The organism is Aquipseudomonas guryensis, from assembly GCF_014164785.1.
Lineage (GTDB): Bacteria > Pseudomonadota > Gammaproteobacteria > Pseudomonadales > Pseudomonadaceae > Aquipseudomonas > Aquipseudomonas guryensis.
The window spans coordinates 288,370-306,775 of the sequence record NZ_JACJFN010000003.1; the positions used below are offsets into that span (position 1 = coordinate 288,370).

The window sequence follows — 18,406 nt, forward strand, 5'->3', positions numbered from 1 at the left end:
GCACCCGCCGAACAAGGCCACTAGTCCGCGCAAAACAAGCCAACTCCGGCTCGAATTGAAAAATAAATCTATATTTTTCAATTAGTTAAATTTTATCGGCGTAGGAAAATGGCCCATAACCCGCGCCAACCGCCTGCAATTTCCTACAGCCTCTGTAAGCAATGACTTACAACGCCAACAATAAAAAACCCGGCCGAAGCCGGGTTTCTCATGTCACCAGAAGTGCTCACTGGAACAACGCGTCACTCGACAAGCCATTCTTCTCGAGGATCTCACGCAGGCGCTTGAGCGCTTCGACCTGGATCTGCCGAACCCGCTCACGGGTCAGGCCGATTTCCTGGCCGACTTCCTCCAGGGTGCAGCTCTCGTGGCCACGCAGACCGAAGCGGCGGATCACTACCTCGCGCTGCTTGTCGGTGAGTTCCGACAGCCACTGATCGATGCTCTGCGAAAGGTCGTCGTCCTGCAGCAATTCGCAGGGGTCGGTCGGCTTCTCGTCGGTCAGGGTATCGAGCAGGGTCTTGTCCGAGTCCGGTCCCAGGGAGACATCCACCGAAGTCACCCGTTCGTTGAGGCCGAGCATGCGCTTGACCTCGTCCACGGGTTTTTCCAGCAGGTTGGCAATCTCCTCGGCAGAAGGCTCATGATCAAGCTTCTGCGTCAGCTCGCGCGCCGCACGCAGGTAGACGTTGAGCTCCTTGACCACATGGATCGGCAAACGAATCGTGCGGGTCTGATTCATGATCGCCCGTTCGATGGTCTGACGAATCCACCAGGTGGCATAGGTCGAAAAGCGGAAGCCGCGTTCCGGGTCGAACTTCTCTACCGCGCGGATCAGCCCGAGGTTGCCCTCTTCGATCAGATCCAACAGGGAAAGACCCCGATTGACGTAGCGCCGGGCGATTTTCACCACCAGCCGCAGGTTGCTTTCGATCATGCGTTTGCGACCCGCAGGATCACCCTTCTGCGCCAGACGCGCGAAGTGCACTTCTTCCTGAGGAGTCAGTAGAGGGGAAAAGCCGATTTCATTGAGGTACAACTGGGTCGCATCGAGCGCCCGGGTGTAATCGATGTATTTGTGCTGCTTGAGACTAGTGGTCGAGTTTCTGGATTTGGCGCTGGAAAGCGGTAGCTCGGAATCCTCGCTTAACACATCTTCCAGGACGATGCCGGGCTCCATGAGCAGCACTTCATCGTCGACGTCAAACTCCGGCGCTTCTTTATTGAGTGCCATTGTTGTTGTCCTTTGCTGAGTTCGACAACAAGCCCTGGCGGCGCCTATTCCAGTTTCACCTCAGGGAGAACCGGCCCCCCACGCCTGCCGAAACAGACCTGCTGCCGTTCACTTCGCACCTGAAATAAAGCTGAATTCACTCCCTGGCAACACCCGAGCCCGTTCCTCCTACTCTGGAACAGACTAGCAGCGAGGTCAGCGACGTGGCAGATATTGCAGCGGATCCACAGGTTTACCCTGACGGCGAATCTCGAAGTGGAGTTTCACCCGGTCGGTTCCCGTGGAACCCATCTCGGCGATATGCTGTCCGGCTTTGACCTGCTGCCCCTCCCGCACCAGTAGCCTACGGTTATGTCCGTAAGCACTTACGTAGGTATCGCTGTGCTTGATGATCACCAGTTCGCCGTAGCCCCGTAACCCACTTCCGGCGTACACAACGGAACCATCAGACGCAGCCAAAACAGGCTGGCCCAATTCACCGGCGATATCAATTCCTTTATTCAAACTGCCGTTTGACGAGAATTTGCCGATCAGAACGCCATTCGCCGGCCAGGCCCAACCTTTCGCCGAGCGGGTTACCGGCTGCACTTTACCGGGTACAACCGGCGCCGTTACCGGCGGCTTGCTGGCCTGAACAGGGGGCGGCGAATTCTGCACCGACGGTTGCTGTGGCGCACGCGTAACCGGCTGCTGAGCCACCACTACCGGGGGATTGTTCGGCTTGCTGACCTGGGTCACTGCCGGGGCGCTGCCTTGGGGAGAGTCGAAGCGGATGATCTGGCCGGGACGAATCACATAGGGCGCGGGGATATTGTTGCGCGCGGCCAGCCCCTTCCAGTCCCAGCCAAAACGGAATGCGATCGAATACAGCGTATCGCCACGTTGCACGATGTACTGGCCGCCGCTGGCCTGGGGGCGCGGCTGCTGGCCGCTGGCATTGCGATCAACCACCTGTACCGGCGTAGTCGGGGAACTGCCACAACCGCTGAGCAAGGCGGCGAAAAGCAAAGCACCAAGGCCGGCTCGACCGGCAAGGCCATTTCGCTGCTGTTTGGTTGTGACTGTCACCCCGAGCTCCCTATGCAGGTGTTTCTTGTAAGAGCGGCTATTGTGCCGCATTTATTCGACGGAACCAGCCGCTTGCTGTTTGCGCCCGGCCAGCCACTCCAAGCCCAGCACCAGGACCACACCCGCAATGGCCAGAAGAATAGCCAGCCAGAGCTGGGCATCCTGACCATTGAGCTGAGCGAACTGCGCCGGCAACAGGTTGTCCTGCAGCAGGGGGGTCTGCTGACCATGGCTGTCGGTGCGCCAGGTCAGAGTCTGTTTCCACGGCCAGACCTTGTTCAGCGAGCCGAGCATCAGGCCAACCAGAAACGCCAGGGTCAGATCACGCCAGCGCGCCAGCAACCAGCTAAGTAGACGGGCAAAGCTCAGGATGCCGACCAGGCAGCCGGCAGCGAAGACCGCCAGCACACCGATATCCAGGGTTTTCACCGCGCCCAGCACCAGGGCATACAAGCCCATCAGCACCAGCAGGAAACTGCCGGAAATGCCCGGCAAGATCATCGCGCAGATGGCAATGGCGCCGGCCAAGAACAAGCTCAGGGGATCGCTGCCCCACTGCACCGGCGAAGCCACGGTGATCCACCAGGCAAAGGCAACGCCCAGCACGAAGCTGGCGAAACGTGTCCAGTTCCAGCGCGTGATCTCACGCGCCACAAGGTGGCTGGACACCAGGATCAGGCCGAAGAAGAACGACCAGACCGGTATAGGATGCTCGGCCAGCAGCCAGGTGATAAGCCGCGCCAGACTGAAAATGCTGGTCATAATGCCGCTCAGCAGCACCAGCAGGAAGGTGGCATTGGCCGTTTGCCAGGCTTTGACGATACGCCCGCGCAGCAGCTGCAACACGGCTTCCGGCACGCTGGCGATCGAGCGCAGCAGTTCATCGTAAATGCCGCTGATAAAGGCCACGGTGCCACCGGAAACGCCAGGCACCACATCGGCCGCGCCCATCGCAATGCCCTTGGCGAAGAGCAGCAGGTAATTCTTCATCGTGCTTTCCTTGGCAGATCGCTCAGGCCACTGGTCCATTGAGCAGCGGCACAAAGCGCACTGCATCCAGCACATGCCGGGAGTAACCGTCTTCTTCGCGGACGATCAGCAGCAGTTCCTGCACATCGCCGGCGCCGACCGGAATCACCAGGCGGCCGCCCAGAGCCATCTGTTCGAGCAGCGCCTGCGGTACTTCTGCCGCCGCCGCGGTGACGATGATGCCGTTATAAGGGCCCAAGGCGTTCCAACCTTCCCAGCCATCACCCCAGCGGAATACCACATTGCGCAGCTTGAGTTCGGCCAGGCGCTCCTTGGCACGATCCTGCAGGCTCTGGATGCGCTCGACCGAGAACACCCGCTCAACCAGTTGCGCCAGCACGGCGGTCTGGTAGCCGGAGCCGGTGCCGATCTCCAGCACCTTATCCAACGGTCCGGCGGACAGCAGCAGCTCGGTCATGCGTCCGACCATGTAAGGCTGGGAGATGGTCTGGTTGTGCCCGATCGGCAGCGCGGTGTCCTCGTAGGCACGATGGGCCAGGGCCTCATCGACGAACAGGTGACGCGGCGTACGGCGGATGACTTCCAGCACGTGCGGATTGGACAGACCTTCCTCGTACAGGCGCTCGATCAGGCGTTCGCGGGTGCGCTGCGAGGTCATGCCGATGCCGTGGCGCTGCAGATGATCCTGGCCGCGCATCAGAGCAAGCCCTCCAGCCAGCCTTCGAGGCTGGCGAAGGCATCATTGAAGGTGCGATCCAGCTGCAATGGGGTGATAGACACGTAGCCCTGCATCACCGCGTGGAAATCGGTACCCGGGCCGCCGTCTTCGGCATCACCGGAAATCGAGATCCAGTAGCCTTCCTTACCGCGCGGGTTGACCACCTTGACCGGCGCCGCGGCACGGGCACGATGACCGAGGCGAGTCAGCTGGATGCCGCGGATACGTTCCAGCGGAAGGTTGGGCACGTTGACGTTAAGCACGCTGCGCGGCGGCAGGTCGAGCTTTTCATGAGCCTCGACCAGCTTGCGGGCGAAATAGGCGGCGGTCGGCAGGTTGTCGGTCTGCCGTGACAGCAGCGAGAAGGCAAACGCCGGGCGGTTGAGAAAGCGTCCTTCCAGGGCCGCAGCCACAGTGCCGGAATACAGCACGTCGTCGCCCAGGTTGGCGCCCAGATTGATTCCCGACACCACCATCTCCGGCACCTGCTCGAACAGGCCGTTGAGGCCCAGGTGCACGCAGTCGGTCGGCGTGCCATTGAGACTGATATAGCCATTGGGCAGGCGCGTCGGATGCAGCGGACGATCGAGGGTCAGCGAGCTGCTGGCGCCGCTCTTGTCCTCGGCTGGAGCCACGATGACGCAGTCGGCGTAGTCGGCCAGCGCGCCATGCAGCGCGGCGATACCGGGCGCCATCACCCCGTCGTCGTTGGAAATCAGAATTCGCATGGATTTTCCGTCTGCCCTGCCGGCAGTAGATCGACCAGTTCGCGCGCCACCACGGTGGCGAAGCATCCGGCCGGCAGGACGAAGTGCAGTTGCAGAATGTCAGGCTCCGGATAATGCCACGACAAGTCGCCGATGGGGAGGCGCAGGATACGCCGTTCGTGCGCCATGCCCGCTTCGACCAGCCAGTCCGCCAATGCCTGCTCGCTCACCGCCACACCCTGCTCCAGCGCGTGCGCCGCACCGGCTGCCGGTGACGGCCCGGCGCCCCACAGCGGGCCGGTGGGATGCAGGTCAAGAATGGCCAGGCGCGGATCGCTGCACTCGGCTTCGCCGGCCATGAAAAAACTGCGACTGTCGGTGAAGGCCAGCAGATCGCCGACCGCGACCTGGTTCCAGTTGCCCGCCGCCACCCGTTCGGCCAGCACCCGGTTGAACAGGTAGCTGCGTGCCGCCGAGAGCAGGCGCGAACGCAGGTTGCGCTGCTCCGGCAACTCGTGGCGCTCGGCGAACTGGCGCGCCTCGAAGACGTTGCCGCCCTGGAAGCCAAAACGCTGCAGGCCGTAATAGTTGGGCACGCCCTGGGCCTGGATCTGCTGCAGGCGTTGCTCCAGGGCGGCCTTGTCGCCGTCGAACTGGGTCAGGCGCAGGGTGAAGCCGTTGGCCGAATGGGCGCCGCGCTGCAGTTTGCGCGAATGCCGTGCGCTCTTGAGGATGCTCAGGCTGTGGCCTTCGGCCGCGCTCAGGTCCGGATCGGCCTTGCCCGGCAGGTGCAGGCTGAACCACTGGCGGGTCAGCGCCTGGCGATCCTTCAACCCGGCGTAGCTGATATTGCGTTGCGACACGCCCGCGGCCCGAGCCAGACGGCGCGCAGCCTCCTCGGTATTCAGCCCGCGCTTCTCTACCCACAGCCAGAGATGCTCGCCCTGGCCGGACAGCGGGATGTCGAGTACTTCGTCGACCTGGAAGTCTTCCGCCGTAGCCTTGAGCACGGCGCACCCGCAGGCCTCGCCATGGGCGTGTGGGCCGAGCAGTTGCGCCTCGTTCATGCTTTCACCAGCAGTGCCACGGTGTGTACCGCGATGCCTTCTTCACGACCGGTGAAGCCAAGCTTCTCGGTGGTGGTGGCCTTGACGTTGACCTGATCCAGCTCGACCTGCAGGTCGGCGGCGATCAGCCCGCGCATGGTCTCGATATGCGGCGCCATCTTCGGTGCCTGGGCGACGATGGTGGCGTCGACGTTGCCGACCAGCCAGCCCTTGGCATGGATCAGGCCGAGCACATGGCGCAGCAGCGCACGGCTGTCGGCGCCCTTGAAGGTCGGGTCGGTGTCCGGAAAGTGCTTGCCGATATCGCCCAGCGCCGCGGCACCGAGCAAGGCATCGCTGAGCGCGTGCAGCAGCACGTCGCCGTCGGAATGGGCAACCAGACCGAATTTATGTGGAATACGCACGCCGCCCAGGGTGATGAAATCGCCCTCGCCGAAGCGGTGCACGTCGTAGCCATGGCCGATACGCATAAAAAACAACGCCCTGAATATGTCAGGGCGTGATTCTAACCGGATTGCCCCGTAGCCCGGATGAAATCCGGGGAGCCAATATTCCGGATTTCATCCGGGCTACGCGTTGCGCAAGGCCGCCGCATGATGACGCAGATGGTCGTCGATAAAGCTGGCGATAAAGTAGTAGCTATGGTCGTAGCCCGGCTGCAGGCGCAGGGTCAGCGGATGGCCGGCGGCCTTGGCGGCAGCCTGCAGCGCCTCGGGCTTTAGCTGCTTGGCCAGGAAGTCATCGCGATCACCCTGGTCGACCAGGATCGGCAGCCTCTCCGTCGCCTCGGCCAGCAAGGCACAGGCATCCCACTCGCGCCAGCGGCTGCGGTCTTCGCCCAGGTAGCGACCCAGGGCCTTCTCGCCCCAGGGGCATTGGCTCGGATTGCTGATCGGCGCGAAGGCCGACAGCGACTGATAGCGACCCGGATTGCGCAAGGCGCAGACCAGCGCACCGTGGCCACCCATGGAGTGGCCGCTGATGCCGCGCTTGTCCGACACCGGGAAGTTGGCCTCGATCAGCGCCGGCAGCTCATGCACCACGTAGTCGTGCATGCGGTAGTGACGTGCCCAGGGCTCCTGGCTGGCGTTGACGTAGAAGCCGGCGCCGAGGCCGAAGTCCCAGGCGCCCTCCGGATCACCCGGCACCTCGGCGCCGCGCGGGCTGGTATCCGGCGCAACGATGACCAGGCCCAGCTCGGCGGCGAGCTTCTGTGCGCCGGCCTTCTGCATGAAGTTCTCATCGGTGCAGGTCAGGCCGCTCAGCCAGTACAGCACCGGCAACCTGGCGCCCTGCTCGGCCTGCGGCGGCAGGTAGACGGCAAACTGCATGTCGCAGCTCAGTGTGCTGGAGCGATGGCGGTAACGCTTGTGCCAGCCGCCACAGCTCTTGTTGCTGGAGACGATTTCCAGGCTCATGGGGCAATCCTCGAATGCACGGACGCCCAGGTGGTAAACCGGGCGCCGTCAGCGCTTAGAAGTGGATAACGGTGCGGATGCTCTTGCCTTCGTGCATCAGGTCGAAGGCTTCGTTGATCTGCTCCAGGCCCATGGTGTGGGTGATGAAGGTATCCAGCGGGATCTCGCCCTTCTGCGCCTTCTCGACGTAGCTCGGCAGCTCAGTGCGGCCACGCACGCCACCGAAGGCAGAACCGCGCCAGACCCGACCGGTCACCAGTTGGAACGGGCGGGTGCTGATTTCCTCGCCGGCACCGGCCACGCCGATGATCACCGACTCGCCCCAACCCTTGTGTGCGCACTCCAGCGCGGCGCGCATCAGTTTGACGTTGCCGACGCACTCGAAGCTGTAGTCGACGCCACCATCGGTCATCTCGACGATCACGTCCTGAATAGGCTTGTCATGGTCCTTGGGATTGACGAAGTCGGTTGCACCCAGCTCACGGGCCACGTCGAACTTGGCCGGGTTGATGTCAATGGCAATGATGCGACTGGCCTTGGCCATCTTCGCGCCGATGATCGCCGCCAGGCCGATGCCGCCCAGGCCGAAGATCGCCACCGTGGCGCCCTCCTCCACTTTGGCGGTATTCAGCACCGCGCCGATGCCGGTGGTGACGCCACAGCCGAGCAGGCAGACCTTCTCCAGCGGCGCCTCCTTGGGGATCTTGGCCAGGGAGATTTCCGGCAGCACGGTGTACTCGGAGAAGGTCGAGCAGCCCATGTAGTGGTAGATCGGCTGGCCCTGGTAGCTGAAGCGGCTGGTGCCGTCCGGCATCAGGCCCTTGCCCTGGGTGGAGCGGACTTTCTGGCACAGGTTGGTCTTGCCGGACTTGCAGAATTTGCACTCGCGGCACTCGGCCGTGTACAGCGGGATCACATGGTCGCCGACCGCCAGCGAGGTCACACCCTCGCCCACTGCTTCGACGATGCCGCCGCCTTCGTGACCGAGGATGGCCGGGAACACGCCCTCGGAGTCAGCGCCGGACAGGGTGTAGGCATCGGTGTGGCAGACGCCGGTGGCGACGATGCGCACCAGCACTTCACCCGCCTTGGGCGGCGCCACATCCACTTCGACGATTTGCAGCGGCTGGTTCGGGGCGAAAGCCACGGCGGCGCGGGACTTGATCATGAGGGTTCTCCAACAGGCTGGTAGAAAGTGGCGCAGAGTGTAGATCAGTGCGTTTTGCTGGATAATCCGCCACCAAGCAAAACATTATTGCCAGCCAGGGATAATCCAATCATATGAACCGCTGGGAAGGCCTGGATGAATTCGTCGCGGTCGCCGAGTGCGGCCAGTTCAGCGCTGCCGCCGAGCGCCTGGGCCTGTCGTCCTCACAGGTCAGTCGCCAGGTGGCCAAGCTGGAAGAACGCCTGCAGACCCGTCTGTTCTACCGCAGCACGCGCAAGGTGGCGCTGACCGAGGCTGGGCAGACCTTTCTGCAACACTGCCAGCGTCTGCAGGACGCACGCGAGGAAGCCCTGCGTGCGGTCGGCGACTTGGCCGGCGAACCCAAGGGCCTGCTGCGCATGACCTGCGCAGTGGCCTACGGCGAGCGCTTCATCGTGCCGCTGGTGAATGACTTCATGCAGCGCCATCCGCAACTGCGGGTGGAGATCGAGCTGAGCAACCAGACCCTCGACCTGCTGCACGGCGGCCTGGATTTAGCCATCCGCCTCGGCCGCCTGCAGGACTCGCGCATGCTCGCTACACGCCTTGCACCACGGGTCATGCACCTGTGCGCGGCGCCGGCTTATCTGGAGCGCTACGGCCGGCCGCACTCGCTGTCCGAACTGGCGCGACACAACTGCCTGATCGGCAGCAGCGACAGCTGGAGCTTCCAGCAGGACGGCCGCGAACTGTCGCTACGGGTGCAAGGCAACTGGCGCTGCAACAGCGGCGAGGCGGTGCTGGATGCGGCGCTGCGCGGCTTCGGCCTGTGCCAGCTGCCCGACTACTACGTACAGGCGCACCTGCGCAGCGGCGCGCTGGTCGACCTGCTGGCCCAGCACAAGCCGCCACACACGGCAGTTTGGGCGCTGTATCCGCAGCAGCGGCATCTGTCACCGAAGGTGCGCCAGCTGGTCGATCTATTGAAGGAAGGCTTGGCGCAGCGGCCGGAGTACCAATAGACGTTGCGCCCGTGACTCAGGCCGGGGTCAGGCACTCCGGCGCATCGAACTTGGGATCGTTGACCAGATTGGCCAGCACCCGCTCGCGCAGTGGCGGAGTCGGTGTCAGCAGCAGGCTGTTCAGTTCGGCCAGGGGGGTATCTGCGGCCAGCCAGGCCTGTTGCTGCGCCTCGTCGAGCAGCAATGGCCGGCGCAGATGGGCAGCAGCCTGGGTGACCATGGCCACGCTCAGGTACAGCTGATCACCCGCCGGATAGGCTTCCCACAGCGCGGCGAAGTGCAGCAGGGGTTCTTCGCCGGTCAGCCAGAATGGCCGCTTGCGCAGCTCGCCGCGCCACTCGTAGAAGCCGTTGGCCGGCAGCAGGCAGCGGCGCTGACGAAACGCCTCGCGGAACATCGGCTGCTCGCTGAGGGTTTCCGCGCGGGCATGGGACGGTGCCTTGCTCAGGTCGTTCAGCCAGGCTGGGGTCAGCCCCCAGCGGCCACTGGCAGCATGCAGCTCGCCACCGACATGGCGCAGGAACAGCACCTGATTGCCCGGCGCGAGATTCCAGTGTGGCGCCTGCCCGGCAGGGAAACCGGGCAATGTGGCCAGGCTTTGCGACCAACGAAACAGGCCGTAACGTCCACTCATAAGGCAACGGGCTCAACATCAACAGGGCGGAAAGACCGCGACGCGCCGATGGCCAGGCGGGCCGCAAAAACTAGCAGAGCAGGATACCGGGGCTGGCATCGGGCTCTTCGCCCGGCAAGGGCGCGGCGGCATTGTACGCATCGATCAGGCGGCGTGCGTGTTCGGCATCCTGATCTTCCACCAGCAAGCCGAGCAGCCCCAGCGCCGGCAGCTCGCCGATCGCCCCGAGCAGGTGACGCCCGGCGAGGTGGGCATCCACCCCTTCGCTGGCCAGCATACCCAGCAGCAGCTCACCCTCCAGCAGGTCCTGCGGTTCGTAGATACGCTGCATCAGTCGTTCTCCGTGCGCACATCCAGTGACCAGTCATCGCCGTCGGTACGCAGGTCGAAGATGATCGGCCGGCAGCACACCGGGCAATCCTCGACGTACTCCTGATCGCCGGCAGAAAGGTCGAGCAACGCCTCCGCCGGTTCACCGCAATAGGGACATTGATACGCCTGTGATTCCAGCATCACGACCTCCACTGTGACTTGCGGTTACAATCGCCGGTCTATTGCAGGCTCGCGGGAGTCCCCCTGAGCCTAGGCACCTGAACAACGAGAGCATGATGGGCGAATTCGATTCCATCCGACCCTACGCCGACCACGAAGTCCCTGCCGTCCTGGCCCGCCTGCTGGCCGACCCGATCTTCCTCGGCACCCTGACGCGCTTCCGCTTCCCGCGTCTGGCCGGGCCATTCGGCTGGCTGCTTAAACCTCTTATAGCCCATCGGCTGCGTCAGCAGCTGGCCGATGTGAATTCGGTGAGTGCTCTACAAGAACGCATCGAGCCCTATATCGACCATACCGTCGAGCGCGCCACCGATGGCGTGACCTACTCCGGGCTGGAACAACTGAAGGCGGGCACGCCCTACCTGTTCCTCGCCAACCACCGCGACATCGTCATGGACCCGGCCTTCGTCAACTACGCCGTGTTCCACGCCGGCCTGCCGACACCGCGCATCGCCATCGGCGACAACCTGCTGCAACGGCCCTTCGTCAGCGACCTGATGCGCCTGAACAAGAGCTTCATCGTGCACCGCTCGCTGAGCGGCCGGCGCGAGAAGCTGGCAGCCTTCCAGCTGCTGTCGGCCTATATCAACCACTCGATCCGCGTCGACGGTCAGTCGATCTGGATCGCCCAGGCCGAAGGCCGCGCCAAGGACGGTGACGACCGCACCGACTCGGCGATCCTCAAGATGTTCCACATGAGTCGCAAGGACGAGGCCTTCGCCGACGTGCTTGGCTCGCTCAACCTGATCCCGGTGTCGATCAGCTACGAGTACGACCCCTGCGACCAGGCCAAGGCCCGCGAACTGTCGATCCGCGCCACCACAGGCAGCTACGAAAAGGCGCCTGGCGAGGATGACGCCAGCATCGCCCTGGGCATCACCGGCTACAAAGGCCGCGTGCATATCCACTTCGGTGCACCAGTGACCGCAGGCTTCGAGGATGCCAAGCAGCTGGCCAGCCTGATGGACCAGCACATTCTCGGCGGCTACCGGCTGTTCCCTGTGCATTACCTGGCCTATAGCCAATGGGACGAACGCGACAGCGCGCTGCAGGTGCCGACAGCCGAGCAGCTGTTCGCCGCCGAAGAGCTGGCTAAGGCCCGTGGCGAATGGCAACGACGCCTGGATGCCTGCCCGGTCGAGCAACGCCCCTGGCTGATCCGCCAGTACGCCACACCGGTGCGTAACCAGTACCGGATCAAGGCTGGTCTGCCGTTGTAATCCCTAACCCGCTGCCGCCACGCGGCAGCGGGTACATACCCCGCCCCCTTGCCAAGCTTTACTTGCTGTCGATAACTTTCATGCTCTCTTTCAGGGCAACTAAGCGCCCTTTAACTTGCCACTAAATGTTCATCACGCTCGCATTAAGCGCAGCACCAGATCGGCACATAAAATCTTTAACAAGTGGACAACTTCCGAGCGCCTACCTTCGTCAACTGGCGAAACTATTTTCGTTATTTCAGCGCAACTCCGACAAAAGCAACTGGCAATTTAAGGCAAACTTTGTTTATTTACCCTCACAGGAAAAACCGGCACTACTGACTGCTCAGGCATACCTGCTCAGCCAGCAGAATCTGAGCGGCCTATGACCGTCACTTGCACCGGCTCCACCGCCAGCTTCTAAAGGGATTTGCACATGCGCCGCGTCGTGATCACCGGGATGGGCCTGGTCTCCAGCCTGGGCAATGACCTGCAAAGCGTCAGCACCAGCCTGCGGGAAGGGCGCTCGGGTATCCGCTTCAACCCGACCTACGCCGAAGTCGGTATGCGCAGCCAGGTGTGCGGCGCCGTGCCGCTGGACATGGACAGCCTGAACATCGACCGCAAGGTCAAACGCTTCATGGGCGACGCCGCCGCCTATGCCTACCTGGCCATGCAGCAGGCGGTGAAGGATGCCGGCCTGAGCAACGCCCAGGTCTCCAACCCGCGCACCGGGCTGATCGCCGGCTCAGGCGGGGCGTCCTCCTTCAACCAGATGGAAGCCATGGACATCCTGCGCGAGAAAGGCATCGCCCGGGTCGGCCCCTTCCGCGTACCGCGCACCATGAGCAACACCGTCTCGGCCTGCCTGGCCACCCCCTTTCGCATCAAGGGCCTGAGCTATTCCATAGCCTCGGCCTGCGCCAGCAGCGCGCATTGCATCGGCCACGCCATGGAACAGATTCGCATGGGCAAGCAGGACATCGTCTTCGCCGGGGGTGGCGAGGAGGAGCACTGGAGCCAGAGCTACCTGTTCGATGCCATGGGCGCCCTTTCCAGCCAGTACAACGACGCCCCCCAGAAGGCCTCACGGCCCTACGACACGCGCCGCGATGGCTTCGTCATCGCGGCCGGGGGCGGTATCGTGGTGGTCGAAGCGCTGGAGCATGCCCTGGCACGCAACGCGCAGATCCATGCGGAAATCATCGGTTACGGCGCCACGTCAGACGGCTACGACATGGTCGCGCCCAGCGGTGAAGGCGGCATGCGTTGCATGCAGGATGCCCTGGTCGGGGTCACCGAGCCGATCGATTACCTGAATACCCACGGCACCTCAACGCCGGTCGGCGACCTGGCGGAGATGCGAGCCGTGCGCAAGGTGTTCGGCCGTGACATGCCGCTGATCAGTTCGACCAAGAGCCTGTCTGGCCATGCTCTGGGGGCGGCCGGCGTGCATGAGGTGATCTACTGCCTGCTGATGATGCGCGAGAACTTCATCGCCGCATCGGCCAACATCGACAACCTTGACCCCGAACTGACCGACATGCCGGTGCTGCGCGAAACCCGCGAGAACGTCACGCTGAATACCATCATGAGCAACAGCTTCGGCTTCGGCGGCACCAATGCCACCCTGGTGCTGAAGCGCTGGCAAGGCGAATGATCGACTGATCTTGCCGCCAGCCTGCAAGCAGGCCGGCGGCAAGATTAATGGTCAGGCGGCCAGACCGGTGCCGCCCGTGGCCATGACGATATGCCCGCGAATCGCGGTAGAGCGATCAGAGGCAAGAAAGGCGACGATATTGGCGATCTCCATCGGCTCCAGGGCCCAGCGCCGCCCCACCGACTCCAGGCGCCCGATCATCCCCGGCCACATCTCCGACAGGTACGGCAGCATCTCGCTCTTGACCACGCCGCCGCAGACGCCGTTGACGCGGATGCCCTTGTCGTACAGGTCCACTTCCATATAGCGCACCAGGTTTTCCAGCGCGGCCTTCATCAGACCCAGCGGATAGTTCGGCAATACCGCATGGGAGCCGACACCGGAGATGGCGCAGATGGTGCCTCCGGCCGGCATCAGTGGCACCACGTGGTTGATGCAGGCGACGTTGCCGATCAGGCTGGTGCCGAACAGCTCCTTCCAGTCGTGCTTGGTCAACTCACGAATCGATTTGAACGGGGCGCTGGCGGCGTTGAGCACCAGATGATCGATGCGCTCCACGCCCTCGACCTGCAGATTCTTGATCATCTGTTCGATGTCACGCGTTTCGGAAATATCCGCCAGTGCCTTGTAGGCCCGCACACCGCGTGCCTCGGCGCGTTCAACCAGCTTGTCGACGCTGGCGGCCCCCTTGCCCTGGGCGCGGCGGAAATTGAGGATGACGTCGTAGCCGTCTTCGATAAAGCGTTCGGCAATAGCCGCGCCGATGCCGCGCGCAGCCCCGGTGATAAGAACAGTTTCCCGCTGGCCACTCATAACTTTTTTTCCCCCTGATGATGAAGCGCATGGTCCGTCAGTCATTCGCCGCGGCTGCGCATTTCTTATTAACCACGGAACAACTTTCGCGGATTCACTGACAACTTTATGAGCATTACCCGTGCATTATTCGAGTAACTTTCATCGCCCCACTCATCACAGGTCTATAACTGCACAACGACTTGCAAAACTTCACGAGTACCGCCAAGGGCATTACCTTGCTAATTACTTGTTACGTTGTTTCAGGTAAAGCGGAAGGCCTCCGCAATCAGCAACTTCGACGCGCGTTTGGCCGGAATGATCGAGGCCAATACAGCGGTCACTATGGCCAGGGCGCAGGTGAACCAGAACAGGTTGAAGTTCTCGTCCCACAGGATGAACGCCAGGTAACCCTTGGTGTATCCGGGTGACGGCGGCATCGGCAGGCCGTTGATGTTGATCAGCTCGGCCAGGCCGATGCCCACCGCCACACTGAGCGCCGCGCCGAGCAGGCCGATGAAGATGCCCTCGAGGATGAACAGCCGCCCCACCTCACGCTGGGTCAGGCCCAGGGCGCGCAGGGTAGCGATTTCGCGGGTGCGCTCGACCACGTTCATCATCAGGGTGTTACCGATCATGAACACCACGATCACGCTGACGATCGACTTGATGAAGAAGAAGATGCCGTCGAACAGGCTGACTACCTGGTGGTAGTACACCGCCAGCTCCGACCAGGGCCGTACCTCGAGCTTGAGGCCCCGTTCCTTGATCAGGGTTTGCACCCGCTGCAGGGCCACATCGGTCTGTTCGGTGTCGTTGAGCAGGATAATGATGCGACTGACCTCGTCGGTCTCCAGCAAGTCCTGAGCGGTCTTCAGCGGCAGCTTGAGGGCTCGGTCGTCGTACTCCTTGATGCCGGACTGCATGACCCCGCGTACCGTCACCGACATGGCGTTCTGCCCGCCGGTGGGGTTGACCACCAGGAGGTCGAGGTCAGCGTCATAGCCGGCTGACAGCCCCTTGGCCACGCCGGTGCCGATGGTCGCGCCGAGCCCGTCGATGCGCGACAGGTCGCTGCCGAGGACGATGCGATCCAGCGCACCGAGGGTCAGCGAGCTGGCCGGCTCGATACCGACGCCGGAAATGAAGGTCGAGGTCTCCGACTCATAGTGCGAGGCGATCCCGGAGAACTCGATCTGCCCGGTCACGGTCTTGAGCATGGGACCGAGTTCGGCATCTTCGGCCAGTACCCGTTTGATCTGTTCGTAGCCGGGAATGCCGTAACGCAACGGGTTGGTCGCGCCGCTGGCCAGGTAGCCCTCGCGATACAGCTGCAGATGGCCGAGGTTGGTGCGGATGGTCTGCTCGCGCAGCGACGAGAAGGAGTGCTGGACGAAACCGCCGAAGATGAACACCGCCCCGCCACCCATGATGATCGCCAGCAGGGTGATGCCGGAGCGGCGCCGCTGGCGGAACAGGTTGGCGAAGGCGTAACGGATCGAAGTCGGTCGTTTCAGGGCCGTCCACAGCACCAGCAGCAAGGCGTAGGCGATGATGGCATTGGCCAGGTAATACAGCAGCTCGCTCATTGTTCGCCCTCCACAATCGGTGCCAGCACGTACTGAATTTCTTCGCTGGTGAGAAACAACCGACTTGGCGCAGGTTGTTGCAGCAGTTCGGCCCACACTGGCGAACGGCGCAATTGCTCACGCAGTTGCTCGGCCTGGGCCTGTTGCCCGTCTGCGTCGAGGGCACGTATCTGCAAAAAATCGATCAGCGCAGCCAGGGACGCGGGCAACTCGCCCTGGCGCTGGCGCAGGTAGTCGAGGTCCTTCAGGGCCACCACATGACGGCCGAACTCGGCTGGCACGTAGACATCCAGGCGGGCGCGCAGGAAGCGCAGGCGCCAGTCGTCCGGCTGCTGGTCAACGGCCTCATCGATCAGGAAGAAGCCGCGCTTGGCCAGTTCGGCGGCGCGGAAGTAGTTCTGCTTCTTGACGTATTCACCAGCGGTGAACAGCCAGCCGTAACCCTCGTACATCTTGGCGTAGAGGTCATCCGGGTGTTGTTCGCGGTAGGCCGCCAGGGCTTCGATGGTCTGCTCGGCGACCCCATCGCTGGGCGCCTGGACCACGGCCAGAATGGCGCGATCACGCGCCGCGCTCAGCGAACCGTCAGCCAGCAGGGCGTCCAGGCTGGCACGGCTTTGCGCACGATAGGCGTCGAGCGTGGCAGGTGGCTGAACGCTGGCCTGTACGCCGCCGGCCAGCATCAGGGTGAGCAACAGGGGCAGGCGCTTAAGCATGTTGCAGCTTCCCGTCGGCGATGCGGATGACCCGGCTGGCAACATCGCGCACCGAGTCGGCATGGGTGGAAATGATGAAGGTGGTGCCGTTCTCGCGATTGATTTCCTGCATCAGCTCCAGCACCGAGCGGCCGGTTTCCGAGTCCAGGTTGCCAGTCGGTTCATCGGCGATCACCAGGGCCGGCTTCTTCACCAGCGCCCGGGCAATCGCCACGCGCTGCTGCTGGCCGCCGGACAGCTCGGTCGGCGGGCGCATGGCATGTTTCTCCAGGCCAACCCGCTCCAGCGCCTGCATCACCTGGCGGCGTGCCTGCTCTTTCTTGTAGCCGTTGAGCATCAGCGGGTAGTAGACGTTGTCGAACACGCTGAGCACCGGCAGCAGATTGAAGAACTGGAAGATGAAACCGATTTCCTGGGCGCGCAGCTGGGCCAGTTCGCGGTCATTCAGCTCGGCCAGGTCCTGGCCGAGAAAATGCACGCGACCGCCACTCGGCTTGTCGATGCCGCCAATCAGGTTGAGCAGCGTGCTCTTGCCGCTGCCGGACTGGCCGACCAGGGCGGCGAACTCGCCCCGCTCGACCACCAGGTCGATGGCCTGCAACGCGTGCACACTGCCCTCGCCTTTGCCGTAGCGCTTCTCCACCTGCCCCAGCCGCACGATCGGCAGCTGCGTGGCATTGACGATCTGCATCCGCTTACCTTCAGCGCCGGCAATTGCCGGCGCGCCGTTATCAGCCTGCATGGCCCCGCCCCCTTGGCGCGAAATCCGTTATCACTGGCACCGCAACATCCAGGTGCCGCCGTGGCTGTCGCTCAGCGACAGGACTGCCGGTACGCCATCGTGGCCGGCGGCCTTGCGCTCGGCATAACGCTGCAGCGCCAGCAGTGGATTGATGCCGCCGCTGTCGCCGAAGCGCCGGCAGAGGTTTTCGTAGACCAGCTGATCGCCCATGGCCGCAGCCGCGCTGCCCTCCACCGCCGCCAGCAGACTGGAGGGGTAGTGGCCGCCATAGATGATCGCCCGTGGCTCCGGCAGCAGCGCCGACCAGGCCTGGCGCAGCGCCGCCGCTGCGGCCTCACGCCGGGCCGGCACGGCCAGGTACTGCGGCGCACCGAGCAGCACCGGCGCGGTCTTGGCCTTCAGTGCCGCGTCGGCACGCTTGAGCACGATGAAACCGGCGCGTTCGATGATCGGCGCATTGTGCTGACCGCCCTTGCCCAGCCAGCGCCGCTCCTGCTCGGCATTGCCGATCGCCTCGGAGAAACCCAGGGCCGGGTAGAAGCGAAACACCCCGCCGAGCAGCACGCTGTCGATATCGCCGCCATTGAGCAATTCGCCCGCCACGCGCAGGCTCTGCACGAAGCCAGAACGCCCCGCCTGCACCTTGCAGGAGTAGCCATCCACCGCATGCTCGCGCAGGAGGAATTTGGGGATCACGTCCAGATCGAAACCATCACGCCAGTTAAAGGCATGTTCGAGGTGCGAGCACTGCCCCCAGAAATCCGAATAGACCAGGGCCAGACGCTCACGCGAACTGCGCCGACCGCAACTGGCCTCGGCCGCAGCCAGTGCCTGCTTGGCGGCCTGGCCGACGGCCGCGAGGGTTTCCCGGTAACCGGCCTTGCTCGCCTCGGGGCCACCATCGACGCTGAAGCGACTCAGATCCCACTGCCGGCGTCCGGTCTTGCGCACCGCACGGCGATACAACTCGCCCTCCCAGGCGCGGAACCAGCGCTGCGCATAGGGCAACGGCGCGCGCTCCGGCTGCACCACGGACAACCCGACCAGGGCCAGCGCCGTGCTGCTGGCGCCCTCCTCGCCAAGCAACTCGGCGCTGCTGGCGGCGCGGCTCGGGGTCAACTGCTTTTCTTCGACGGACATGCACTCTTCCC

Annotated in this window: 20 protein-coding genes; 3 read left to right on the plus strand and 17 right to left on the minus strand. The window is 63.5% G+C overall.

The window, feature by feature from the left end:
* Window positions 1-226: 226 nt before the first annotated feature.
* The 9 genes from rpoS to H3H45_RS12995 all read right to left on the minus strand — a co-directional run bounded on the left by rpoS (window position 227) and on the right by H3H45_RS12995 (window position 8,370).
* Window positions 227-1,234, minus strand: a complete 1,008-nt coding sequence (gene rpoS, locus H3H45_RS12955; protein WP_182834162.1) for an RNA polymerase sigma factor RpoS — start codon at window positions 1,232-1,234, stop codon at window positions 227-229.
* A gap of 195 nt (window positions 1,235-1,429) precedes the next feature.
* Window positions 1,430-2,353, minus strand: a complete 924-nt coding sequence (locus H3H45_RS12960) for a peptidoglycan DD-metalloendopeptidase family protein (protein ID WP_182834163.1) — start codon at window positions 2,351-2,353, stop codon at window positions 1,430-1,432.
* The gene (locus tag H3H45_RS12965; protein WP_182834164.1) at window positions 2,354-3,292 is read right to left on the minus strand and encodes a DUF368 domain-containing protein; all 939 of its coding nucleotides are present in this window, start codon (window positions 3,290-3,292) and stop codon (window positions 2,354-2,356) included.
* Between the two features lie 22 nt (window positions 3,293-3,314).
* A complete protein-coding gene (locus tag H3H45_RS12970) occupies window positions 3,315-3,989 on the minus strand; it encodes a protein-L-isoaspartate(D-aspartate) O-methyltransferase (protein WP_407926698.1) in 675 nt (224 codons plus the stop codon).
* Window positions 3,989-4,738 carry a 5'/3'-nucleotidase SurE gene (gene surE / locus H3H45_RS12975; protein ID WP_182834165.1) on the minus strand — a complete coding sequence of 250 codons (750 nt, stop codon included), beginning with the start codon at window positions 4,736-4,738 and terminating at the stop codon, window positions 3,989-3,991. Before surE ends, H3H45_RS12970 begins: the two co-directional genes overlap by 1 nt.
* Window positions 4,726-5,784: a tRNA pseudouridine(13) synthase TruD gene (gene truD / locus H3H45_RS12980; protein WP_182834166.1), complete on the minus strand. Its 1,059-nt coding sequence runs from the start codon at window positions 5,782-5,784 to the stop codon at window positions 4,726-4,728. The genes surE and truD overlap by 13 nt, the downstream gene beginning before the upstream one ends.
* Window positions 5,781-6,254, minus strand: a complete 474-nt coding sequence (gene ispF / locus H3H45_RS12985) for a 2-C-methyl-D-erythritol 2,4-cyclodiphosphate synthase (RefSeq protein ID WP_182834167.1) — start codon at window positions 6,252-6,254, stop codon at window positions 5,781-5,783. The genes truD and ispF overlap by 4 nt, the downstream gene beginning before the upstream one ends.
* Window positions 6,255-6,353: 99 nt before the next feature.
* Entirely contained in the window at window positions 6,354-7,202 is an 849-nt protein-coding gene (gene fghA / locus H3H45_RS12990; RefSeq protein ID WP_182834168.1) for an S-formylglutathione hydrolase, read from the minus strand.
* 55 nt (window positions 7,203-7,257) lie between these two features.
* On the minus strand, window positions 7,258-8,370 hold the full coding sequence (locus H3H45_RS12995; protein WP_182834169.1) for an S-(hydroxymethyl)glutathione dehydrogenase/class III alcohol dehydrogenase: 1,113 nt from the start codon (window positions 8,368-8,370) through the stop codon (window positions 7,258-7,260).
* A 113-nt stretch (window positions 8,371-8,483) separates the two neighbouring features.
* Here H3H45_RS12995 and H3H45_RS13000 point away from each other — a divergent pair, with 113 nt between their 5' ends.
* Window positions 8,484-9,371 (plus strand): LysR family transcriptional regulator, encoded by an 888-nt coding sequence (locus tag H3H45_RS13000; RefSeq protein WP_182834170.1) that lies wholly within the window; start codon window positions 8,484-8,486, stop codon window positions 9,369-9,371.
* A 16-nt stretch (window positions 9,372-9,387) separates the two neighbouring features.
* On the opposite strand, the gene H3H45_RS13005 is transcribed toward H3H45_RS13000, so the two are convergent.
* From H3H45_RS13005 to H3H45_RS13015, 3 genes are all read right to left on the minus strand, one after another.
* A complete protein-coding gene (locus H3H45_RS13005) occupies window positions 9,388-10,005 on the minus strand; it encodes an SOS response-associated peptidase (RefSeq protein WP_182834171.1) in 618 nt (205 codons plus the stop codon).
* Window positions 10,006-10,075: 70 nt separating this feature from the next.
* Window positions 10,076-10,336: a putative signal transducing protein gene (locus H3H45_RS13010; RefSeq protein ID WP_182834172.1), complete on the minus strand. Its 261-nt coding sequence runs from the start codon at window positions 10,334-10,336 to the stop codon at window positions 10,076-10,078.
* Entirely contained in the window at window positions 10,336-10,518 is a 183-nt protein-coding gene (locus tag H3H45_RS13015; RefSeq protein ID WP_182834173.1) for a CPXCG motif-containing cysteine-rich protein, read from the minus strand. Before H3H45_RS13015 ends, H3H45_RS13010 begins: the two co-directional genes overlap by 1 nt.
* Window positions 10,519-10,610: 92 nt before the next feature.
* Here H3H45_RS13015 and H3H45_RS13020 point away from each other — a divergent pair, with 92 nt between their 5' ends.
* Entirely contained in the window at window positions 10,611-11,777 is a 1,167-nt protein-coding gene (locus H3H45_RS13020; RefSeq protein WP_182834174.1) for a 1-acyl-sn-glycerol-3-phosphate acyltransferase, read from the plus strand.
* Window positions 11,778-12,192: 415 nt separating this feature from the next.
* On the plus strand, window positions 12,193-13,416 hold the full coding sequence (gene fabB, locus H3H45_RS13025) for a beta-ketoacyl-ACP synthase I (RefSeq protein ID WP_182834175.1): 1,224 nt from the start codon (window positions 12,193-12,195) through the stop codon (window positions 13,414-13,416).
* A gap of 51 nt (window positions 13,417-13,467) precedes the next feature.
* On the opposite strand, the gene H3H45_RS13030 is transcribed toward fabB, so the two are convergent.
* The 5 genes from H3H45_RS13030 to H3H45_RS13050 all read right to left on the minus strand — a co-directional run bounded on the left by H3H45_RS13030 (window position 13,468) and on the right by H3H45_RS13050 (window position 18,395).
* Complete coding sequence (locus H3H45_RS13030) at window positions 13,468-14,229, minus strand: SDR family oxidoreductase (RefSeq protein ID WP_182834176.1); 762 nt, start codon at window positions 14,227-14,229, stop codon at window positions 13,468-13,470.
* A 242-nt stretch (window positions 14,230-14,471) separates the two neighbouring features.
* Window positions 14,472-15,797, minus strand: coding sequence for an ABC transporter permease (locus H3H45_RS13035; RefSeq protein WP_182834177.1), 1,326 nt, complete (start codon window positions 15,795-15,797; stop codon window positions 14,472-14,474).
* Window positions 15,794-16,513 carry a hypothetical protein gene (locus H3H45_RS13040; RefSeq protein WP_182834178.1) on the minus strand — a complete coding sequence of 240 codons (720 nt, stop codon included), beginning with the start codon at window positions 16,511-16,513 and terminating at the stop codon, window positions 15,794-15,796. Before H3H45_RS13040 ends, H3H45_RS13035 begins: the two co-directional genes overlap by 4 nt.
* Window positions 16,506-17,255 carry an ABC transporter ATP-binding protein gene (locus H3H45_RS13045; protein ID WP_220494275.1) on the minus strand — a complete coding sequence of 250 codons (750 nt, stop codon included), beginning with the start codon at window positions 17,253-17,255 and terminating at the stop codon, window positions 16,506-16,508. The genes H3H45_RS13040 and H3H45_RS13045 overlap by 8 nt, the downstream gene beginning before the upstream one ends.
* A gap of 30 nt (window positions 17,256-17,285) precedes the next feature.
* On the minus strand, window positions 17,286-18,395 hold the full coding sequence (locus H3H45_RS13050; protein WP_182834179.1) for a hypothetical protein: 1,110 nt from the start codon (window positions 18,393-18,395) through the stop codon (window positions 17,286-17,288).
* Window positions 18,396-18,406: the final 11 nt, after the last annotated feature.

Coding starts and splice junctions, on each gene's coding strand:
- H3H45_RS12970 (WP_407926698.1), bottom strand. CDS start 3,989: ATGCGCGGCCAGGATCATCTGCAGCGCCACGGCATCGGCATGACCTCG.
- H3H45_RS13000 (WP_182834170.1), top strand. CDS start 8,484: ATGAACCGCTGGGAAGGCCTGGATGAATTCGTCGCGGTCGCCGAGTGC.
- H3H45_RS12965 (WP_182834164.1), bottom strand. CDS start 3,292: ATGAAGAATTACCTGCTGCTCTTCGCCAAGGGCATTGCGATGGGCGCG.
- surE (WP_182834165.1), bottom strand. CDS start 4,738: ATGCGAATTCTGATTTCCAACGACGACGGGGTGATGGCGCCCGGTATC.
- H3H45_RS12960 (WP_182834163.1), bottom strand. CDS start 2,353: ATGCGGCACAATAGCCGCTCTTACAAGAAACACCTGCATAGGGAGCTC.
- H3H45_RS13045 (WP_220494275.1), bottom strand. CDS start 17,255: ATGCAGGCTGATAACGGCGCGCCGGCAATTGCCGGCGCTGAAGGTAAG.
- H3H45_RS13015 (WP_182834173.1), bottom strand. CDS start 10,518: ATGCTGGAATCACAGGCGTATCAATGTCCCTATTGCGGTGAACCGGCG.
- H3H45_RS13040 (WP_182834178.1), bottom strand. CDS start 16,513: ATGCTTAAGCGCCTGCCCCTGTTGCTCACCCTGATGCTGGCCGGCGGC.
- H3H45_RS13030 (WP_182834176.1), bottom strand. CDS start 14,229: ATGAGTGGCCAGCGGGAAACTGTTCTTATCACCGGGGCTGCGCGCGGC.
- H3H45_RS12995 (WP_182834169.1), bottom strand. CDS start 8,370: ATGATCAAGTCCCGCGCCGCCGTGGCTTTCGCCCCGAACCAGCCGCTG.
- H3H45_RS13035 (WP_182834177.1), bottom strand. CDS start 15,797: ATGAGCGAGCTGCTGTATTACCTGGCCAATGCCATCATCGCCTACGCC.
- rpoS (WP_182834162.1), bottom strand. CDS start 1,234: ATGGCACTCAATAAAGAAGCGCCGGAGTTTGACGTCGACGATGAAGTG.
- H3H45_RS13010 (WP_182834172.1), bottom strand. CDS start 10,336: ATGCAGCGTATCTACGAACCGCAGGACCTGCTGGAGGGTGAGCTGCTG.
- fghA (WP_182834168.1), bottom strand. CDS start 7,202: ATGAGCCTGGAAATCGTCTCCAGCAACAAGAGCTGTGGCGGCTGGCAC.
- H3H45_RS13005 (WP_182834171.1), bottom strand. CDS start 10,005: ATGAGTGGACGTTACGGCCTGTTTCGTTGGTCGCAAAGCCTGGCCACA.
- truD (WP_182834166.1), bottom strand. CDS start 5,784: ATGAACGAGGCGCAACTGCTCGGCCCACACGCCCATGGCGAGGCCTGC.
- fabB (WP_182834175.1), top strand. CDS start 12,193: ATGCGCCGCGTCGTGATCACCGGGATGGGCCTGGTCTCCAGCCTGGGC.
- ispF (WP_182834167.1), bottom strand. CDS start 6,254: ATGCGTATCGGCCATGGCTACGACGTGCACCGCTTCGGCGAGGGCGAT.
- H3H45_RS13050 (WP_182834179.1), bottom strand. CDS start 18,395: ATGTCCGTCGAAGAAAAGCAGTTGACCCCGAGCCGCGCCGCCAGCAGC.
- H3H45_RS13020 (WP_182834174.1), top strand. CDS start 10,611: ATGATGGGCGAATTCGATTCCATCCGACCCTACGCCGACCACGAAGTC.